General features: G+C 58.0%; 16 protein-coding genes and 1 pseudogene. 3 read left to right on the forward strand and 14 right to left on the reverse strand.

Annotated features, from left to right (window positions below):
* Nucleotides 1-38: 38 nt before the first annotated feature.
* Nucleotides 39-746 carry a 7-cyano-7-deazaguanine synthase QueC gene (queC, locus tag ACTG2G_RS02175; RefSeq protein ID WP_005359893.1) on the reverse strand — a complete coding sequence of 236 codons (708 nt, stop codon included), beginning with the start codon at nt 744-746 and terminating at the stop codon, nt 39-41.
* Between the two features lie 20 nt (nt 747-766).
* Nucleotides 767-1,390, reverse strand: coding sequence for a tRNA-uridine aminocarboxypropyltransferase (locus ACTG2G_RS02180; RefSeq protein ID WP_439985124.1), 624 nt, complete (start codon nt 1,388-1,390; stop codon nt 767-769).
* Here ACTG2G_RS02180 and rrtA point away from each other — a divergent pair.
* Entirely contained in the window at nt 1,389-1,982 is a 594-nt protein-coding gene (gene rrtA / locus ACTG2G_RS02185; protein WP_164537041.1) for a rhombosortase, read from the forward strand. The genes ACTG2G_RS02180 and rrtA overlap by 2 nt on opposite strands.
* Here rrtA and pyrF read toward each other — a convergent pair.
* The 6 genes from pyrF to cmk form a co-directional block, all read right to left on the reverse strand.
* Entirely contained in the window at nt 1,957-2,658 is a 702-nt protein-coding gene (gene pyrF / locus ACTG2G_RS02190) for an orotidine-5'-phosphate decarboxylase (RefSeq protein ID WP_201995390.1), read from the reverse strand. The two genes, rrtA and pyrF, sit on opposite strands and share 26 nt — an antisense overlap.
* An 18-nt stretch (nt 2,659-2,676) precedes the next feature.
* Nucleotides 2,677-3,843 (reverse strand): lipopolysaccharide assembly protein LapB, encoded by a 1,167-nt coding sequence (gene lapB, locus ACTG2G_RS02195; protein WP_005351163.1) that lies wholly within the window; start codon nt 3,841-3,843, stop codon nt 2,677-2,679.
* A gap of 9 nt (nt 3,844-3,852) precedes the next feature.
* On the reverse strand, nt 3,853-4,137 hold the full coding sequence (locus ACTG2G_RS02200; RefSeq protein WP_005337143.1) for a LapA family protein: 285 nt from the start codon (nt 4,135-4,137) through the stop codon (nt 3,853-3,855).
* 158 nt (nt 4,138-4,295) lie between these two features.
* Nucleotides 4,296-4,580, reverse strand: a complete 285-nt coding sequence (gene ihfB, locus ACTG2G_RS02205) for an integration host factor subunit beta (protein WP_005337145.1) — start codon at nt 4,578-4,580, stop codon at nt 4,296-4,298.
* A 92-nt stretch (nt 4,581-4,672) separates the two neighbouring features.
* Entirely contained in the window at nt 4,673-6,343 is a 1,671-nt protein-coding gene (rpsA, locus tag ACTG2G_RS02210; protein ID WP_005337148.1) for a 30S ribosomal protein S1, read from the reverse strand.
* A gap of 94 nt (nt 6,344-6,437) precedes the next feature.
* Nucleotides 6,438-7,130 carry a (d)CMP kinase gene (gene cmk / locus ACTG2G_RS02215; RefSeq protein WP_019444698.1) on the reverse strand — a complete coding sequence of 231 codons (693 nt, stop codon included), beginning with the start codon at nt 7,128-7,130 and terminating at the stop codon, nt 6,438-6,440.
* A gap of 248 nt (nt 7,131-7,378) precedes the next feature.
* Between cmk and ribA the strand changes: the two genes are divergently transcribed.
* The gene (ribA, locus tag ACTG2G_RS02220; RefSeq protein WP_005351157.1) at nt 7,379-7,972 is read left to right on the forward strand and encodes a GTP cyclohydrolase II; all 594 of its coding nucleotides are present in this window, start codon (nt 7,379-7,381) and stop codon (nt 7,970-7,972) included.
* An 81-nt stretch (nt 7,973-8,053) separates the two neighbouring features.
* On the opposite strand, the gene ACTG2G_RS02225 is transcribed toward ribA, so the two are convergent.
* On the reverse strand, nt 8,054-9,010 hold the full coding sequence (locus ACTG2G_RS02225) for a LysR substrate-binding domain-containing protein (protein ID WP_439985125.1): 957 nt from the start codon (nt 9,008-9,010) through the stop codon (nt 8,054-8,056).
* A 63-nt stretch (nt 9,011-9,073) separates the two neighbouring features.
* Nucleotides 9,074-9,948 (reverse strand): annotated as a pseudogene (locus ACTG2G_RS02230) (LysR family transcriptional regulator).
* A gap of 95 nt (nt 9,949-10,043) precedes the next feature.
* Here ACTG2G_RS02230 and ACTG2G_RS02235 point away from each other — a divergent pair.
* Nucleotides 10,044-11,267, forward strand: a complete 1,224-nt coding sequence (locus ACTG2G_RS02235; protein WP_429204330.1) for an MFS transporter — start codon at nt 10,044-10,046, stop codon at nt 11,265-11,267.
* Between the two features lie 145 nt (nt 11,268-11,412).
* Here the strand turns inward: ACTG2G_RS02235 and ACTG2G_RS02240 are convergent, their stop codons facing one another.
* From ACTG2G_RS02240 to ACTG2G_RS02255, 4 genes are all read right to left on the reverse strand, one after another.
* Nucleotides 11,413-11,967, reverse strand: a complete 555-nt coding sequence (locus ACTG2G_RS02240; protein ID WP_421387430.1) for a VOC family protein — start codon at nt 11,965-11,967, stop codon at nt 11,413-11,415.
* Nucleotides 11,961-12,725: a hypothetical protein gene (locus ACTG2G_RS02245; protein WP_005337161.1), complete on the reverse strand. Its 765-nt coding sequence runs from the start codon at nt 12,723-12,725 to the stop codon at nt 11,961-11,963. The genes ACTG2G_RS02240 and ACTG2G_RS02245 overlap by 7 nt, the downstream gene beginning before the upstream one ends.
* Before the next feature lie 191 nt (nt 12,726-12,916).
* Nucleotides 12,917-13,642, reverse strand: coding sequence for an oxygen-insensitive NADPH nitroreductase (nfsA, locus tag ACTG2G_RS02250; protein WP_421387429.1), 726 nt, complete (start codon nt 13,640-13,642; stop codon nt 12,917-12,919).
* Nucleotides 13,643-13,713: 71 nt separating this feature from the next.
* Nucleotides 13,714-15,279, reverse strand: coding sequence for an AbgT family transporter (locus ACTG2G_RS02255; protein WP_005351146.1), 1,566 nt, complete (start codon nt 15,277-15,279; stop codon nt 13,714-13,716).
* Nucleotides 15,280-15,307: the final 28 nt, after the last annotated feature.

Genomic DNA, 15,307 nt, shown 5'->3' on the forward strand with positions numbered 1-15,307 from the left:
GTCGCGGATTATACCCCAAGCCACGGCAAGACGCAGGCTCACTCTGCGCTTTTCTCGCCCAGCCCGGTTTTCTCAAACAGTCTGGCCATGATGCCCGCCTTGTCGGCCAGATAGTTGTTCAGGCCGCGACTGCGCAGTTCACACGCAGGACACGTGCCGCAGCCGTCACCGGCAATGCCGTTGTAGCAGGTCAGGGTCTGCTGGCGCACCGTGTCGAGGTGACCATAGTGATCCGCCAGTGCCCAGGTCTCGGCCTTGTCGAGCCACATCAAGGGAGTTTCAAAACGGATGCCGCGATCCAACCCCAGCGACACCGCCTGATTGAGGGCCTTGACGAACTCGTCACGGCAATCGGGATAGCCGGAGAAGTCGGTCTCGCAGACACCGGTGATCACCGCTTCGGCGCCCACCTGATAGGCATAGATGGAAGCCAGGGTCAGGAACAGGATATTGCGACCCGGCACGAAGGTGTTGGGCAGGCCATTATCCTGCAGCTCGCAGCTGACCGGGATGTCGTCACGGGTCAGGGCAGAGACCGCCAGCTCATTGAGCAGCGTCACATCCATCACCTTATGGGCGGCGATCCCCAGTGCACTGCCCAGACGGCGCGCGGTGTCGATCTCTTCCCGATGGCGCTGGCCATAGTCAAAGGTGATGGCGTGCACTTCATCATACCGGGCCAATGCCTGCACCAGACAAGTAGTGCTGTCCTGACCACCGCTGAAAACCACGACTGCTTTTTTCATCTTGATAACTCCTTGAATTGTCACGCGCGGCGGCCTTCGGCAAAGTCCTGCCACTGGGTATTCAACCGATTGAACAGGGTCAGCAAGGGCGCATAGCGCTCCGGCCTCCCCTCCCACCGGGACAAGAGGTGATAGCCCGCCTCTATGGTAGAGAGGGCATCGGGAAAGGGTTTCTTTCGAATGGCATATTGACCGGCAATGGCACCAATGCAGATGCGGGGCAAGCGGGCCAGTGCCGGGTTGCTCTGCAACATGCGATAGGCTTTGCGCCAGGTGCCGTCAAGCAAGATAAAGGCGACTGATGCGGAGCCAGAGGATTCACTCTCCCACTGTTGGCGAAGATCGGTCAGCGAAATGGCATCCTCATCCGGCCAGAGCAAATAATAACGACGGGATTGGTCAGCCAGCAGCACATTGAGCCACTCATCGCGGGAAAAGTCCTCCCCCACATGGATCTCGCACTGTTGCAAAGAGGCCGCCAGCAGTGCCGCGGTCCCCTTGGGATGTGCCACCTCGTTGGGGTGCTGCAAGATGTAGAGGGGCGTGTGATTGTCAACCGGCACAATATAATCGCACAGGCAGGCTTTGAGGGCTCGGGTGCAACGTGTACAGTATCGACTGTTCTTGTCGTTGGACTGTTTCATGTTGTCAGACAAATCTGGATTGCTCTGGGTTATCACGCTCTCTCTCACCAGCTTGCTACTCTTCTTTACCGTTCCCAATCTTCAGCTCTCCTTCGATCGGCCCTTGATCGCCGGGGGCGAAGGGTGGCGGATCATAACAGGCAATCTGGCTCATACCAATCTGTGGCACCTGCTGCTCAATCTGGGCGGCCTCGCCATCCTCTATAGCCTGTTTCGCGACTATCTGGGTGGGGCTCGCCTGCCGCTGCTGATGTTGCTGCTCTGGTTGGCAGTGGGCTTGGGGATCTGGTGGTGGTGCCCGCAGACCCAGTGGTACATGGGGCTATCCGGCTCGCTGCATGGTCTGTTTGTCTGGGGGGCAATGCAGGATATCCGCCACGGACGCCGCACGTCGGGCTGGCTACTGTTGGCAGGGATGGGGCTCAAGCTGGCGATGGACTTCTACAACGCAGGAGAGAGCCCGATATCCACCCTGATCAATGCCAAGGTACACATCGGCTCTCATCTTATCGGGGCCGGTGCAGGCCTGTTGCTCGGCCTGCACCGCGTATCACTGAGTGAGCCTGTTACGCACCAGCCAGCTCGGCATTGATGCTGGCCAGCATGGCGGCCGGATCGGCAGCCTGCGTAATGGGGCGACCGATAACCAGATAATCGGACCCCGCCTCGACCGCCGCTTTCGGTGTCATCACCCGGCGCTGATCCCCGGCCGCTGAACCGGCCGGGCGAATACCCGGGGTCACCAGCTTGAACTCATCACCCAGCAAGGCTTTAAGCTCATGGGCCTCGTTGGCAGAGCAGACAACCCCATCCAAGCCGGATGCCTTGGTCAAGGTAGCCAGCCGGATCACCTGCTCGGCAGGGCTCACATCCAGACCAAGAGGGATCATGTCGGACTGCTCCATGCTGGTCAGCACGGTCACCCCGATCAACAATGGCGCCTTGTCGCCATAAGGCAGCAGCGCCTCTTTGGCGGCACGCATCATCCGCTCACCACCACTGGCATGCACGTTGACCATCCAGACACCGAGCTCGGCACTGGCTGCCACCGCTTTGGCAACGGTATTGGGAATATCGTGAAACTTCAGATCCAGAAAGACATCGAATCCCTTGGCCACCAGCTGACGTACAAACTGCGGGCCAAACAGGGTAAACATCTCCTTGCCTACCTTGAGACGGCACTGGGCCGGAGAGATACGTTCAACGAACGCTAAGGCATCTGCCTCGTGCTGATAATCCAGCGCTACCAGTACTTTGGGATCTTGCATCTCACATCCTATTGCTTGTTATTCACCGTCCAGACCGCGGATCGGCTTGATGGAACCCCACTGGCGACAAGACGGGCACTGCCAGAACAACGAGTGAGTGGCAAAGCCGCACTGCCGACACTTGTGGGTTGACTTGATTTTTATCTGCTCGCCGACCAGCTGTTGCAGCAGTTCGAGGCTCTCCTTGGCAGGCCCCTCCTCCGCACTGGCCAGTTGAAAACCCACCAACTGGTAAAAACCTTTCATCGAGGGATGACGACGCAGCTGACGCAGCACCAGTGAACGGGCCTGGCTCAGGCCATCACGCTCTTCAACCAGCTTGGCAAGGGCCAGGGTCACGCTGACACCGGCGTGATCTTCCACTGCCTTCTCAAGCAGCGGGATCAACGCAGGCGTGCGCCCCAACTGCTGATAGCACTCGAGCAATTTGGGCATCGCCTCGGAGGCAAAGTCGATATCCTGCTCGAACACCCGCAGCAGCTCCTTGCTGGCCTGCTCATACTCCCCTTCCGCCATGGCAAGCTCAGCGAGGCGCAAACTGGCCCGGGCACATGCCGGATTGATACTGAGCGCCCGTTTGAGCTTGGCCAGCCCCTCCCCTTTATTGCCCTCACGCAGCGCGATCTCGGCTTGTTCGCAATAGAAATGGGAGATGGGGTCGGCCAGCTTCTTGCCCTGGAATTTTTGCAGACGCACCGCCACATCGATGGCCTTATCCCAATCCCGCAACTGCTGATGGATGATCAACAGCTGTGCCAGCGCCGTCTCTTCAAAATCGCTGTCGTCACACAGCTCATTCCAGAGCGCTTCCGCCCGGTCCAGCAGACCAGCAGCCAAAAAGTCGCGCGCAAGCTCCTGCAGGGCAAGCTGTCGCTGCTCCCGGGTCAGTTGGCGGGTTACCAGGTTCTGGTGGATCTTGATGGCACGATCGACCTCCCCACGCTGGCGAAACAGGTTGCCGAGGGAGAGGTGTGTTTCGATGGTTTCACTGTCCACCTCAAGCAGCTGGATAAAGAGATCCACCGCCTTGTCGGATTCATCGGACAGCAAATAGTTGAGGCCCGCCACATACTGGCGGGAAAACTGGTTACTCTGTTTTTGGGTGTCCTGGCGAACACTCCTGCGACCCATGTACCAGCCATAACCGGCGGCGATGGGTAACAGCAGGAAAAGCAGTTCAAGCATTGAGGAACATTATTCCTTACCCGGTGACCGGGCCAGCTCCAACTCGCGGGATTGACGACGCATGGTGCGGTTGAGGGTGCGGTTTTGCATTTTCAGGCGCAGGAACAGCAGGCCGAATACCAGCCAGCCCAGTAAAAAACCGCCAGCGAAGAAGAAGCCCAACAGCATGGCAAGCGAAAACTCACCCTGAGCGATCAGGTAATTGAACTGAACCAGCTGGCCATTTTGTGAGCCCAGCGCCAGGGTCAGAACAAACACCAGCACCAGCGGAATGAGGGCCAAAATACGCTTCATAAGAGCTCCCTGTCAGTATCTAATGAGAAGCTGATTATCCTTAAAATCGCAGGCAGACTCTAGAGTGAATGGGAAAAGAGTTTAAGAAACAAGACGATTGGCACAGGAATCGGTGCCAAAAAGAAAAAAGGCATACCCGAGGTATGCCCATTTCTGCATTATTCAACGATGTTGACGCGCTCGCGCAACTCTTTACCAGGTTTGAAGTGCGGGACATATTTCCCGGTCAGTTCAACCTTGTCCCCAGTCTTGGGGTTGCGGCCCACACGGGGCGCACGATAGTGCAGTGAAAAACTGCCAAATCCGCGGATTTCAATCCGGTCGCCGTTTTGCAAGGTCGACGCCATCTGCTCAAGGATCTCCTTGATGGCGGCTTCGACATCCTTGGCCGGCATATGCATGCGGCTGGCTGCCAGTTGTTCGATGAGATCTGATTTGGTCATAACGTTAAATCTCCTTCCCCGATCACATGCAATATTCATTTTGCCAGGATAAAAAAGGGCGGCGCAATGCCGCCCTTTTCTTGCATCAAGGATTACTCACCCTTGGCGGCTTTGAACGCTTCCATCATAGCATTGCTGAACACAACTTCTTCTTGCTGGTTCAGGTTATCGATAGCAACACGCTCATCAGCCTCGTCCTTAGCACGGACAGACAGGCTTACGGTGCGGTTCTTACGATCAACGCCCATGAATTTAGCTTCAACTTCGTCACCAACAGACAGCACCAGAGTGGCGTCTTCTACACGGTCACGAGCAGCGTCGGAGGCACGCAGGTAGCCTTCTACGCCATCAGCCAGTTCGATAACGGCACCTTTGGCATCAACCTCGGTAACCTTACCCTTCACGATAGCACCTTTCTTGTTGTCAGCCAGGTACTTGTTGAACGGGTCTTCTTCGATCTGCTTGACACCCAAGGAGATGCGCTCACGCTCCGGATCCACTTGCAGAACAACGGCTTCGATCTCGTCGCCTTTCTTGAATTCACGCACGGCTTCTTCGCCCTGGTTGTTCCAGGAGATGTCAGACAGGTGAACCAGACCGTCGATGCCGCCATCCAGACCGATGAAGATACCGAAGTCAGTGATGGACTTGATCTTGCCGGAAACACGGTCGCCTTTGGCGTGAGTTTCGGCAAACAGCTGCCACGGGTTGGATTTGCACTGCTTCAGACCCAGGGAGATACGACGACGCTCTTCGTCGATGTCCAGAACCATCACGTCAACCACGTCGCCAACGTTAACAACTTTGGACGGGTGGATGTTCTTGTTGGTCCAATCCATCTCGGATACGTGTACCAAGCCTTCAACGCCTTCTTCGATTTCAACGAAGCAGCCGTAGTCGGTCAGGTTGGTCACGCGGCCAGACAGACGGGTGGTCTCCGGGTAACGCTTGGCGATAGCAACCCAGGGATCTTCGCCCAGCTGCTTCAGACCCAGGGATACACGGGTACGCTCGCGGTCGAACTTCAGAACCTTGACAGCGATCTCGTCGCCAACGTTGACGATTTCGGAAGGATGCTTAACGCGCTTCCACGCCATGTCGGTGATGTGCAGCAGGCCGTCAACACCGCCCAGATCTACGAATGCACCGTAGTCGGTCAGGTTCTTGACGATACCCTTAACTTCTTGACCTTCTTGCAGGTTAGCCAGCAGGCTTTCGCGCTCGGAGGTGTTCTCGGTCTCGATCACGGCACGACGGGAAACAACAACGTTGTTGCGCTTCTGGTCCAGCTTGATGACTTTGAACTCGAGTTCTTTGTTTTCCAGGTGAGCGGTGTCACGGATCGGACGCACGTCAACCAGAGAACCCGGCAGGAAGGCACGGATGCCGTTCAGTTCAACGGTGAAACCACCCTTGACCTTGCCGTTGATGATACCGATAACGGTAGCTTGCTCTTCGTAAGCCTTCTCAAGCTGCAGCCAGGCTTCGTGACGCTTGGCTTTTTCGCGGGACAGCTTGGTTTCGCCGAAACCATCTTCGATAGAGTCCAGAGCCACGTCAACGGTGTCGCCGACGTTGATTTCCAGCTCGCCCATGGCGTTCTTGAATTCTTCAGCCGGGATAGCGGACTCGGATTTCAGACCGGCGTCAACCAGTACGAAACCGTTCTCGATAGCAACGACAGTACCCTTGACGATGGAACCTTGACGGGTTTCAACGGCGTTCAGGGACTCTTCAAAGAGTTGAGCAAAAGATTCGATCATTGTTTATGTCACAAATGAAACATCCACTTGCAATCCGGCACAAGCGGGGCTGTTTTAAATAATCTGCGCCATCCTTGGTGCAGACGACCGGATGTCAGCTTGCGCTGGCATCACCAAGTTGTTGCTCTGCATAAGCGAGTACTGTTGCCAGCACTTCATCTATGGTCATGGCGGTAGAGTCTACCACCAGAGCATCTTCTGCCGGTTTCAGGGGTGCAGTGGCGCGATTTCTGTCGCGATCATCACGTTCCCGAATCTCGGTTAAAAGACGCTCAAAGTTAACATCAAAGCCCTTATCTTGCAACTGCTTATAGCGACGCTGGGCCCGTTCTTCGGCACTGGCGTCGAGGAAAATCTTCACCTCGGCCTCGGGGAAAACAACTGTACCCATGTCACGACCATCGGCAATCAGACCCGGGGCCTGACGAAATGCCCGCTGACGGCGCAGCAAGGCTTCGCGCACACGGGGGAAGGCGGCGATTTTACTGGCAGCATTACCCACTTCTTCAGTGCGGATGGTGCGGGAGACATCTTCCCCTTCCAGGATCACCTTGACCAAATCGCCCTCAACCTGAAATTGCACATCCAGATTGGCAGCCAGCGGCACCAGTGAGGCTTCACTGTCCAGCTCTACATCGTGATGCAGGGCGGCCAGGGACAACACCCGATAGATGGCGCCCGAGTCCAGCAAGTGCCAACCCAGCTTCTCAGCAAGCAGCTGACACAAGGTGCCTTTACCTGCACCACTGGGGCCATCAATTGTCATTACGGGGGCCATCTGAGGCATAACTTCTCTCCTGCACTGTGTTGCTCCCATCCCGAAGGGGTGGGTTAATGGGCGCCGATTATACCCGAATGTGGTGAGCCTGGCAGTCATCAATCCGCACAAAGGGCCAAAACCCCGCCGGACAGCTGTGCTTGTATCTCATTTGGAGATTTCATTAAGCAATGCAGGGACTTGTTCTTATGGTCGTTCCTGACAAGGCGCGCTAAACTGGCCCCCTTTTTTGAGCCGTTAGTAGTAAGGAGCAACCTATGAGCAGCGTTACCCTCGTGGCTAAATCCAAATTGCCAACCCCCTGGGGCACCTTCACGCTGGTAGGTTTTCAGGAAACCGGCACAGGCAAAGACCACGCCGCACTGGTGATGGGCGACATTACCGGTGACGAGCCCGTGCTGGGCCGGATCCACTCAGAGTGCCTGACCGGCGACGCCCTGTTCAGCCTGCGTTGTGACTGCGGTTTCCAGTTGCAGGCGGCCATGGAGAATATCGCCAAAGCCGGTCGTGGCGTGTTGCTGTATGTGCGTCAAGAGGGCCGTGGCATTGGCTTGCTCAACAAGATCCGCGCCTATCACCTGCAGGATCAGGGGGCCGATACCGTGGAAGCCAACGTGGCCCTTGGTTTCGCCGCCGATATGCGCGACTACACCATCTGCGCCGATATGCTCAAGCAGCTTGAGGTCAAGTCTCTCAAACTGATGACCAACAACCCGCGCAAGATGAAAGCCATGGAATCCTTCGGTATTCCGGTGGCCGAACGGGTACCGTTGCAGGAAGGGCGCAATCCCCACAACGAGTTCTATCTGTCGACCAAGGCCAACAAGCTGGATCACATGCTCAAAAAATGAGCCTGCATTGACGAATGCCAGATAGTCAAACGCCTCCCAATCGGAGGCGTTTTTCTTGGAACGACCACACATCAACCCTGGCTATAGCTGTGGTACGGTCAAATTGGCCAGCAGAGCTTCAAGCTCTTCGCCAGTGCGGGCAGCACAGTATTGTTCGACCCGCTCGCGGGTCAATTGCGGCGCGAGACGTTCAATCAGATCGTAGAGATAGCCGCATAAAAATGCCCCTCTGCGCAACCCGATAGCGGCTACACCGCCTGGTAGCCAGGGCGCCGTTTTGAGCACCAGATCGCCATCGCGCTGGGGCTCCCAAGCAAAAGTTGCCATCACCCCGATGCCCATTCCTTGTCTGACATAGGTCTTGAGCACATCGCTGTCGCTCGCACAGCAGGAGATCCGGCTCTCGGCATGAGCGCAATCAGTGCCATGAGCTGTGGAAAGCGCCCTTCCATCGGTCACCAATGCAAACTCCACCAGCTCAGCCGGAGTCAGCGATGTTGCTTTGGCCAACGGATGCTCCTTGGGTAGCACCAAGCCCCGTTGCCACTGAAAAGAGGGGAGCACAAGCAGATCGCTCCCATCCTCCGGTTCATCCGCCAGCAGCAGATCGGCAGCGCCATCATGCACGGCTGCGCGGCACTGCGTCGCACTCCCTTGCATCACAGTTACGGCAACTTTGGGAAAGCGGGCCATAAAACCCTTGAGGATGGCGGGCAGAATATAGCGAGCTTGCAGATGAGTAGCGGCAATGGTGAGGGTTCCCTGCTCCAGATGCACATGCTGCCTGGCCATTACCTTGATGGTGGCGACCTTGTCCAGCACCTCCGCGGCCACTTTGATCACATCCCGACCGATGGGGGTGATCTGGGTCAGGTGTTTGCCGCTACGCTCGAAGATCTGGATCCCCAGCTCATCCTCCAGCATCCGCACCTGTTTGCTGATCCCGGGCTGGGAGGTAAAGAGGCTCTCGGCGGTGGCCGACAAATTCAGCCTGTGGTTGGCCACCTCGACGATATAGCGCAATTGCTGCAATTTCATGGTGTAGCCCTCAAGCGAACCCACCGTTAATAGTAACAAACTTTCAGCAATGGCCCGCCGCCATCAGGCCGGGCGATCCTTGAGTAGAAAATCGCGCAAGGCACGGTTGGCCATGGAGAGCGGATCGCCACGCCGCCACGCCACGCAGAGATCGAGATAGATAGGCGGGTCGAAGGGCACGCCACTCAGATCCGGCTCCTCTTCCAGCACCATCCGCAAGAAGGTGGTCACCGCAAAGCCTTGCCGCACCACCGCCTTGAGCAGAGGGATAAGATTGCTCTCGAAGGCGATATCGGGTTCGACGCCCAGGCTCTGGGCCAGCGCCTCCATATGCTCCCGGTGGTAGAAACCACGGCGAAACAGCGCCAGCTCCTGAGCGAAAAACTGAGAGAGGGTGACGGCCGATGCGCCACGCAAGGGGTGATCGTCCCCCACCACCATCAACATCTCTTCACTCAGCAGATGTGCCCCCTCAATGGCGGGGGGAGATCACTGGTGATGAGAATGGCCAGATCGAGGGAGCCATCCACCATCCGGCTGAGCAGCTCACGGGTGCCGGCCTCTTCGACCCGGATCTTGAGGCCGGGATAGCGGTGCTTGAAGGCCATCAGACGAGGGGGAAAATAGTAGGAGCCCATCATGTAGGGGATCCCGATCCGCACCTCCCCCCGCTCCAACCCCTTGAGCTCGGCCATCTCGGCCTCGGCCTGATGCATCTGCAGCAACAAGCGCTCGGCATGGCGACAGAGCACCTCTCCCTCCGGGGTGAGCCGTACCGCCCGATCCTGTCGATCAAACAGCCGCAATTCGAGCTGCTGCTCCAGCTTGGCGATGGCCATGCTGATGGCCGGCTGTGCCACATGCAGACTGTTGGCTGCCTTGGTAAATGAGCCGCCATCCCTGACCGCCAGCAGATAGGTGAGCTGTTTCAGATCCATGTATCAATTCATCTTATGAGATAGATAACTTAAATATATTATATTTATAACTGCAAGGACTCTACCCTGACCAAAAGTAGTCAGGACAATACGCAATGATTGAAGTCGGAAGTCGCGAGTGGATACGTGCAACCCTGGCCCTCAGCCTGGGCTCTTTTCTGGTGTTTCTGAACCTCTACCAGACCCATCCCCTGTTACCCCTGATTGCCGAGGTCTTCTCGGTCAGCTCCCTCTCGGCCAGCTGGACCCTGGCAGGATGCACTGCTGGCCTCGCCGCCTCCCTGCTGATCTGCGCCAGACTGGCGGATCGCCATGGCCGTCGGCAGGTCATGCTGGGTACCCTCACCCTGGCGATCCTGCTCTCACTGTTAATCCCGCTGGTTGAGCAGTTTGGCACCCTGCTGTTGCTGCGCATCCTGCAGGGCGCGCTGCTGGCAGGACTGCCCGCGACCGCGATTGCCTATATGGGGGAAGAGTTCAGCAAACGGGCGCTCCTCTCGGCGGTGGGGGTCTATATTGCCGCCAACTCCCTCGGTGGCATTGCCGGTCGGGTGGTCGGCGGCCTGCTGGCGGGCTGGTTTGGCGACTGGCAGCATACCTTTCTGGGGATCGGTGTGATCAGCCTGTCACTGCTGCCGCTGGTCTTCTGGCTGCTGCCCCATCAGACCCGCTTTGTGGCGAGCGCCCCCGTTCGCGGCCAATTTACTCGCGCCTTGCAACAACATCTGACCAACCCCTTGCTGGTAGGGGCTTACCTTATCGGGGGGCTCAACTTTATGGTGTTTCTGAACCAGTTCAGCTACCTCACCTTCCTGCTGGCCAAGCCCCCCTTCTCGCTGCCCACCCAATGGCTCGGCATGCTGTTTCTCACCTATCTCTCGGGGACGGTGGCCTCCTCACTGAGCGGCCGCTTTGCCAACCGCTGGGGGGCACAACGCATGCTGCTGGTCGGGATCGCCCTGATGGCCCTCGGCAGTCTGTGGCTGCTGCAAGCTAGCTTGCTCGGGATCCTGAGTGGCTTGCTGATCTCCAGCTTCGGCTTTTTCCTGGCACACGCCTGCGCCAGTGCCTGGGTCGGTCATCATGTCGAACACAACCGCGCCCTCGCCTCCTCCCTCTATCTGGTGGCCTACTATCTGGGAGCCAGTCTGGGTGGGCTTTACCTGCACCCGTTCTGGGAGCAAGGCGAGCTGGGCGGTCTGGTCATGGGAATTGAACTGGTCCTCATCCTGACGGCGGGCTTGAGCCTCTGGCTCGGCCGTCTCAAGCAGCGAAGCCAATCGCCACTGCCCACCCAGCAACCCCACCGACACGGGTAACGGGCTCAGCGCAAACAGGGTCACCCACGAGCAGATAGCGCTCTCGCAACCCAGCACCGCCAGATAGCAAAAGGGGTCACACCGGTGACCCCTTTTGCTGCGTTATTCAAGAGCCTGTCAGGCTCGCACCGCATTTAGAGCAGGATCACTCCTGATCGAAATAATCCGCAGGCACCGCGACCACAGCACCGGTCGCCACCTCTTCGGCGATCACCTCAGCCAGCGGGCGCAGATGAAACTTGATCTGGCCGGAAGGCAACATCAGGCCAATATCGGGGTTGCGGATATCCTGCATGTTGCCAGTTTTGAATGGCTGCTCGGGATAGCGCGCTACCAGATCTTGCAGTGAAGTAACCACCAGCTCGATATGTTCCAGCCCCGCCTGATGGACGCGACCCGGTTTCGGTGCGGCCAGCTCGATACAGGGTACCTGTACCTCACCAGCCAACAGCGGCTGATGCAACTGATAAGTGGCGATGGGACGTCCGCCAATCATACCCTCCACCAGCAAGGAGCCCGCCTCAGCCAGCACAGCACATAGCGCGCGGTACTCCTGCAGGGTAGCCGCCCGATAACAGAGGTGATCGACCGTTGGCTGTGAAATTGTGACGCCAGTGGCGGCCAGTTCGGCCAACAGCTGAGAAACAAATGGGGCCATTGGCCCCAGTGTGGAATCGAGTGGGTGGGACATGCTTACCATTTCTTCTTGGGTTGAAACAGGACATCGAGCTCGTCAGCTTCCTTGTCCTTGATGTTTTGCAGATCCTGCGCGCTGTTTTGCTGCTGCAGCTCTTCAAGCTCCTTGAGCCCCTGACGCATATCTTCTTCACGGGCCAGCAGATAGGGATCCTTGTCGCCCACGCTCGCCATGGCCGACAGACCCTTGGTATAGAGCTGGCGGCATGTACCATATTGGCCCTGAATGCGGGCATCCATCGCCCGCTTGACCAGATTGGAGATGTTGATCTTGAGCTGCATCAGCTCGAGGCGGCGCTCTTCCTGGGCAAACCCCTGAGGGTCAATCTTGCCCTTGTTGTGCTCGACCCGCAGCACGGCCCGCATCTTCTTGACCAGCTGCAGCATCTGGATCGCCTGACGATCGGACTCCGGGGTCTTGAACTGCCCCTCATCCTGCACGCTGTAGTTCTCCTGCACATTCTTGATCTGGGTCTGCACATCGACGATGCGTTGCTTGATCTGATTGTTCGGCATCACCTGGGCGATGGCGCGATAGGCATCGAGGATCCGGTGCTGCAACAGCAACACCATGTTCTTGGAGAAAGGCACCAGATTGACGTTCAGCAACACTTCTTCGGTCTCGTCAGCCACCGTCTTGTGTCTGGCAACGGCGTGACGCTTGTCCGCCTCTGCCTTCTGCTTATATTGCTGCACCACGTTATAGGCGATAACCAAAAACAGGAGTGCGCCAATAGACAGCAATACCAAAGTTAAAATCATAGGATGTCCAAACCCCTGTTCCTATCCAATTGCGTGATCCTACAACAGCTTACCCACTTAAGGTAGCCTGCAGATCCCCCCTTGCCCACGATTTGTCACCAAGCTGTGCCCCCGGTCTCAGGGAGAGATTGCAGGATCAGGGGATGATGACCATGACGGTCACCTCCCCATAGTATCGCCCATCAGCGCCATTACTTGAGGTTAAAGCCCCGCGATTGCAGGAATCCCAGCATGAAAGGGCGGGACTCCTTGCCCAGAATGGCGCGGATCTGTCCGCTCCAGGTCTGCTGCTTGTTGTTGCTGCTGCGGGCCTGATAGTAGTCCGCGATCTGCTGATCGTACCGGGCCAGCAGGCCGCGATCCAGCTCGTGCTGGTAGCGCTCCTGATGCACCACCAATCCCCTGGGCAGACGGGGTTTCTGCTCCGGCTGCTGGGCAGGATGACCAAGGCAGAGGCCAAACAGCGGGATCACCTGATGGGGCAAGCCGAGCAGTTCGCTCACCTCGGCCGGATGGTTGCGAATGCCGCCGATATAGACCCCGCCCAGCCCCAGCGACTGCGCCGCCAGCAAGGCGTTTTGCGCCATCAGGGCGCCGTCGATGGCTCCGATCAGCAACTGCTCCGCATAGCCGGTCTGGGCCTCGGGCACGATCTGGGTGTGGCGGTGGTAATCGGCGCAGAACACCAGAAACTCGGCCGCCTGCACCACATAGGGTTGATTGCCCGCCAGCATGGCCAACTGCTGACGCGCATCGGGCTCGCAGACTCGCACAATACTGGTCACCTGCAAAAAGCTCGAGGTTGAGGCGGACTGGGCGGCGGCGAGAATGGCATCCAGCTGCTGCGGGGCGATCGGCTCGGCAGTGAACTGACGAATGGAGCGATGGGAAAGGATAAGATCGATGGTCTGATTCATGGCACCTCCAAAATGAGGTAACACCATAGCGAAAAAAACGAGGGAGCCCAAGGCTCCCTCGCACACCCAGCTTAAGGGGCCGGATAGACGTAAGGGGCTTGCAACCCGAGCGGGAAGCCGAGCGCCCAGTAGAGCAGCAGGAAAATCGTCCAGCTCACCAGGAAGGCCAGCGAGTAGGGCAGCATCATGGAGACTAGGGTACCGATCCCGGTGCTTTTCACATACTGCTGGCAATAGACCACCACCAGCGGGAAGAAGACCATCAGCGGGGTGATGATGTTGGAGGCGGAATCCCCGACCCGATAGGCCGCCTGGGTCAGCTCGGGGGAGATCCCCACCGCCATCAACATGGGTACCAGGATCGGGCTGATCAGCGCCCACTTGGCCGAAGCCGACCCCACCACCAGATTGACGCTGGCGGTCAGCAGGATCATCCCGACGATGGTCACTTCACCGGGCAGCGCCAGCGCATGAAGCACTTCGGCACCGGAGAGGGCCAGCAGGGTGCCCAGGTTGGAGTCGCCAAACGCCTTGATAAAGAGCGCGCAGAAGAAGGCCATCACCATGTAGGAGCCCATCTTGTTCATGGTGGCCGACATAGCGTCGATCACATCCTTGCCACTCTTGAAGCTGCCTGCGACAAAGCCGTAGACAATCCCGGGCAGGATAAAGAGCAGGAAAATGAGCGGCACTATGGACTTCATCACCGGTGCGGCGAAGGTGGTCAGGGAGCCATCGGCAGCACGCAGCGGTGAATCGCTCGGGGAGAGCGCCAGCGCCAGCAGCACGATAGCCGCCAGCATGGCAAACCCGGCCCAGTTGAAGGCCCGGCTCTCTTGCGCGCTGTAGCGCCCCATCTCGTCGGCACTCTCCAGATCCTCGTTGAGCGCCACATGCTTGAGGCGCGGCTCCACCACCTTTTCGGTGATGAACCAGCCGACGCAGATGATCAGCAACGAAGAGGCACCGGTAAAGATGATGTTGCACAGGGTGTTGACCATGTAGTCAGGATCGAGCAACTGAGCGGCGGACTGGGTAAAGCCCTGCAGCAGCGCATCCCCGCCGGAGGGCAGGAAGTTGGCGGCAAAACCGCCGGAGACACCGGCAAAGGCAGCGGCGATCCCCGCCAGCGGATGGCGTCCGGCAGCGTGGAAGATGATGCCACCGATGGGGATCACCAGCACATAACCCGCATCTGCGGCGGTGTGGCTGACGATCGCTACCAGGATCAGCATGGGAGTGAGAAAACGGGCAGGCGTCACTTTGAGCAACTTTTTCAGACCGGTATTGATAAAACCGGACTGCTCGGCCACCCCGACCCCCAGCATGGCCACCAGCACGATGCCCAGCGGGGCAAAGCCGGTGAAAGTGGTCACCATGGTGGAGAGAAACTCGGCCAGACCGGCACCGGTCAGCAGGTTGTTGACCACTACCGCCTCCCCGGTACGGGGGTTGACCAGATCAAACTGGAATTGTGACAACACCCAGGAGCCGACCCAGACGATCAGCAAGGCGTAGAGGAACAGCATGGCGGGGTCGGGTAATTTGTTCCCGGCTTTCTCGACGCCATTGAGGAAACGGTTCAGCCAACCTTTGGGAGGGCTGGCCGGACGGTCATTGACAGCAGCATGACTCATTATTGCGATACTCCTTTCCCTAGAAACG

The sequence above is a fragment of the Aeromonas sp. 55A genome (assembly GCF_051919665.1).
GTDB lineage: Bacteria > Pseudomonadota > Gammaproteobacteria > Enterobacterales > Aeromonadaceae > Aeromonas > Aeromonas veronii.

What these genes read in the sequence shown, in the direction of transcription:
- queC (WP_005359893.1), bottom strand. Translation starts at nt 746, where the DNA reads ATGAAAAAAGCAGTCGTGGTTTTCAGCGGTGGTCAGGACAGCACTACT.
- rrtA (WP_164537041.1), top strand. Translation starts at nt 1,389, where the DNA reads ATGTTGTCAGACAAATCTGGATTGCTCTGGGTTATCACGCTCTCTCTC.
- ACTG2G_RS02180 (WP_439985124.1), bottom strand. Translation starts at nt 1,390, where the DNA reads ATGAAACAGTCCAACGACAAGAACAGTCGATACTGTACACGTTGCACC.
- pyrF (WP_201995390.1), bottom strand. Translation starts at nt 2,658, where the DNA reads ATGCAAGATCCCAAAGTACTGGTAGCGCTGGATTATCAGCACGAGGCA.
- lapB (WP_005351163.1), bottom strand. Translation starts at nt 3,843, where the DNA reads ATGCTTGAACTGCTTTTCCTGCTGTTACCCATCGCCGCCGGTTATGGC.
- ACTG2G_RS02200 (WP_005337143.1), bottom strand. Translation starts at nt 4,137, where the DNA reads ATGAAGCGTATTTTGGCCCTCATTCCGCTGGTGCTGGTGTTTGTTCTG.
- ihfB (WP_005337145.1), bottom strand. Translation starts at nt 4,580, where the DNA reads ATGACCAAATCAGATCTCATCGAACAACTGGCAGCCAGCCGCATGCAT.
- rpsA (WP_005337148.1), bottom strand. Translation starts at nt 6,343, where the DNA reads ATGATCGAATCTTTTGCTCAACTCTTTGAAGAGTCCCTGAACGCCGTT.
- cmk (WP_019444698.1), bottom strand. Translation starts at nt 7,130, where the DNA reads ATGCCTCAGATGGCCCCCGTAATGACAATTGATGGCCCCAGTGGTGCA.
- ribA (WP_005351157.1), top strand. Translation starts at nt 7,379, where the DNA reads ATGAGCAGCGTTACCCTCGTGGCTAAATCCAAATTGCCAACCCCCTGG.
- ACTG2G_RS02225 (WP_439985125.1), bottom strand. Translation starts at nt 9,010, where the DNA reads ATGAAATTGCAGCAATTGCGCTATATCGTCGAGGTGGCCAACCACAGG.
- ACTG2G_RS02235 (WP_429204330.1), top strand. Translation starts at nt 10,044, where the DNA reads ATGATTGAAGTCGGAAGTCGCGAGTGGATACGTGCAACCCTGGCCCTC.
- ACTG2G_RS02240 (WP_421387430.1), bottom strand. Translation starts at nt 11,967, where the DNA reads ATGGTAAGCATGTCCCACCCACTCGATTCCACACTGGGGCCAATGGCC.
- ACTG2G_RS02245 (WP_005337161.1), bottom strand. Translation starts at nt 12,725, where the DNA reads ATGATTTTAACTTTGGTATTGCTGTCTATTGGCGCACTCCTGTTTTTG.
- nfsA (WP_421387429.1), bottom strand. Translation starts at nt 13,642, where the DNA reads ATGAATCAGACCATCGATCTTATCCTTTCCCATCGCTCCATTCGTCAG.
- ACTG2G_RS02255 (WP_005351146.1), bottom strand. Translation starts at nt 15,279, where the DNA reads ATGAGTCATGCTGCTGTCAATGACCGTCCGGCCAGCCCTCCCAAAGGT.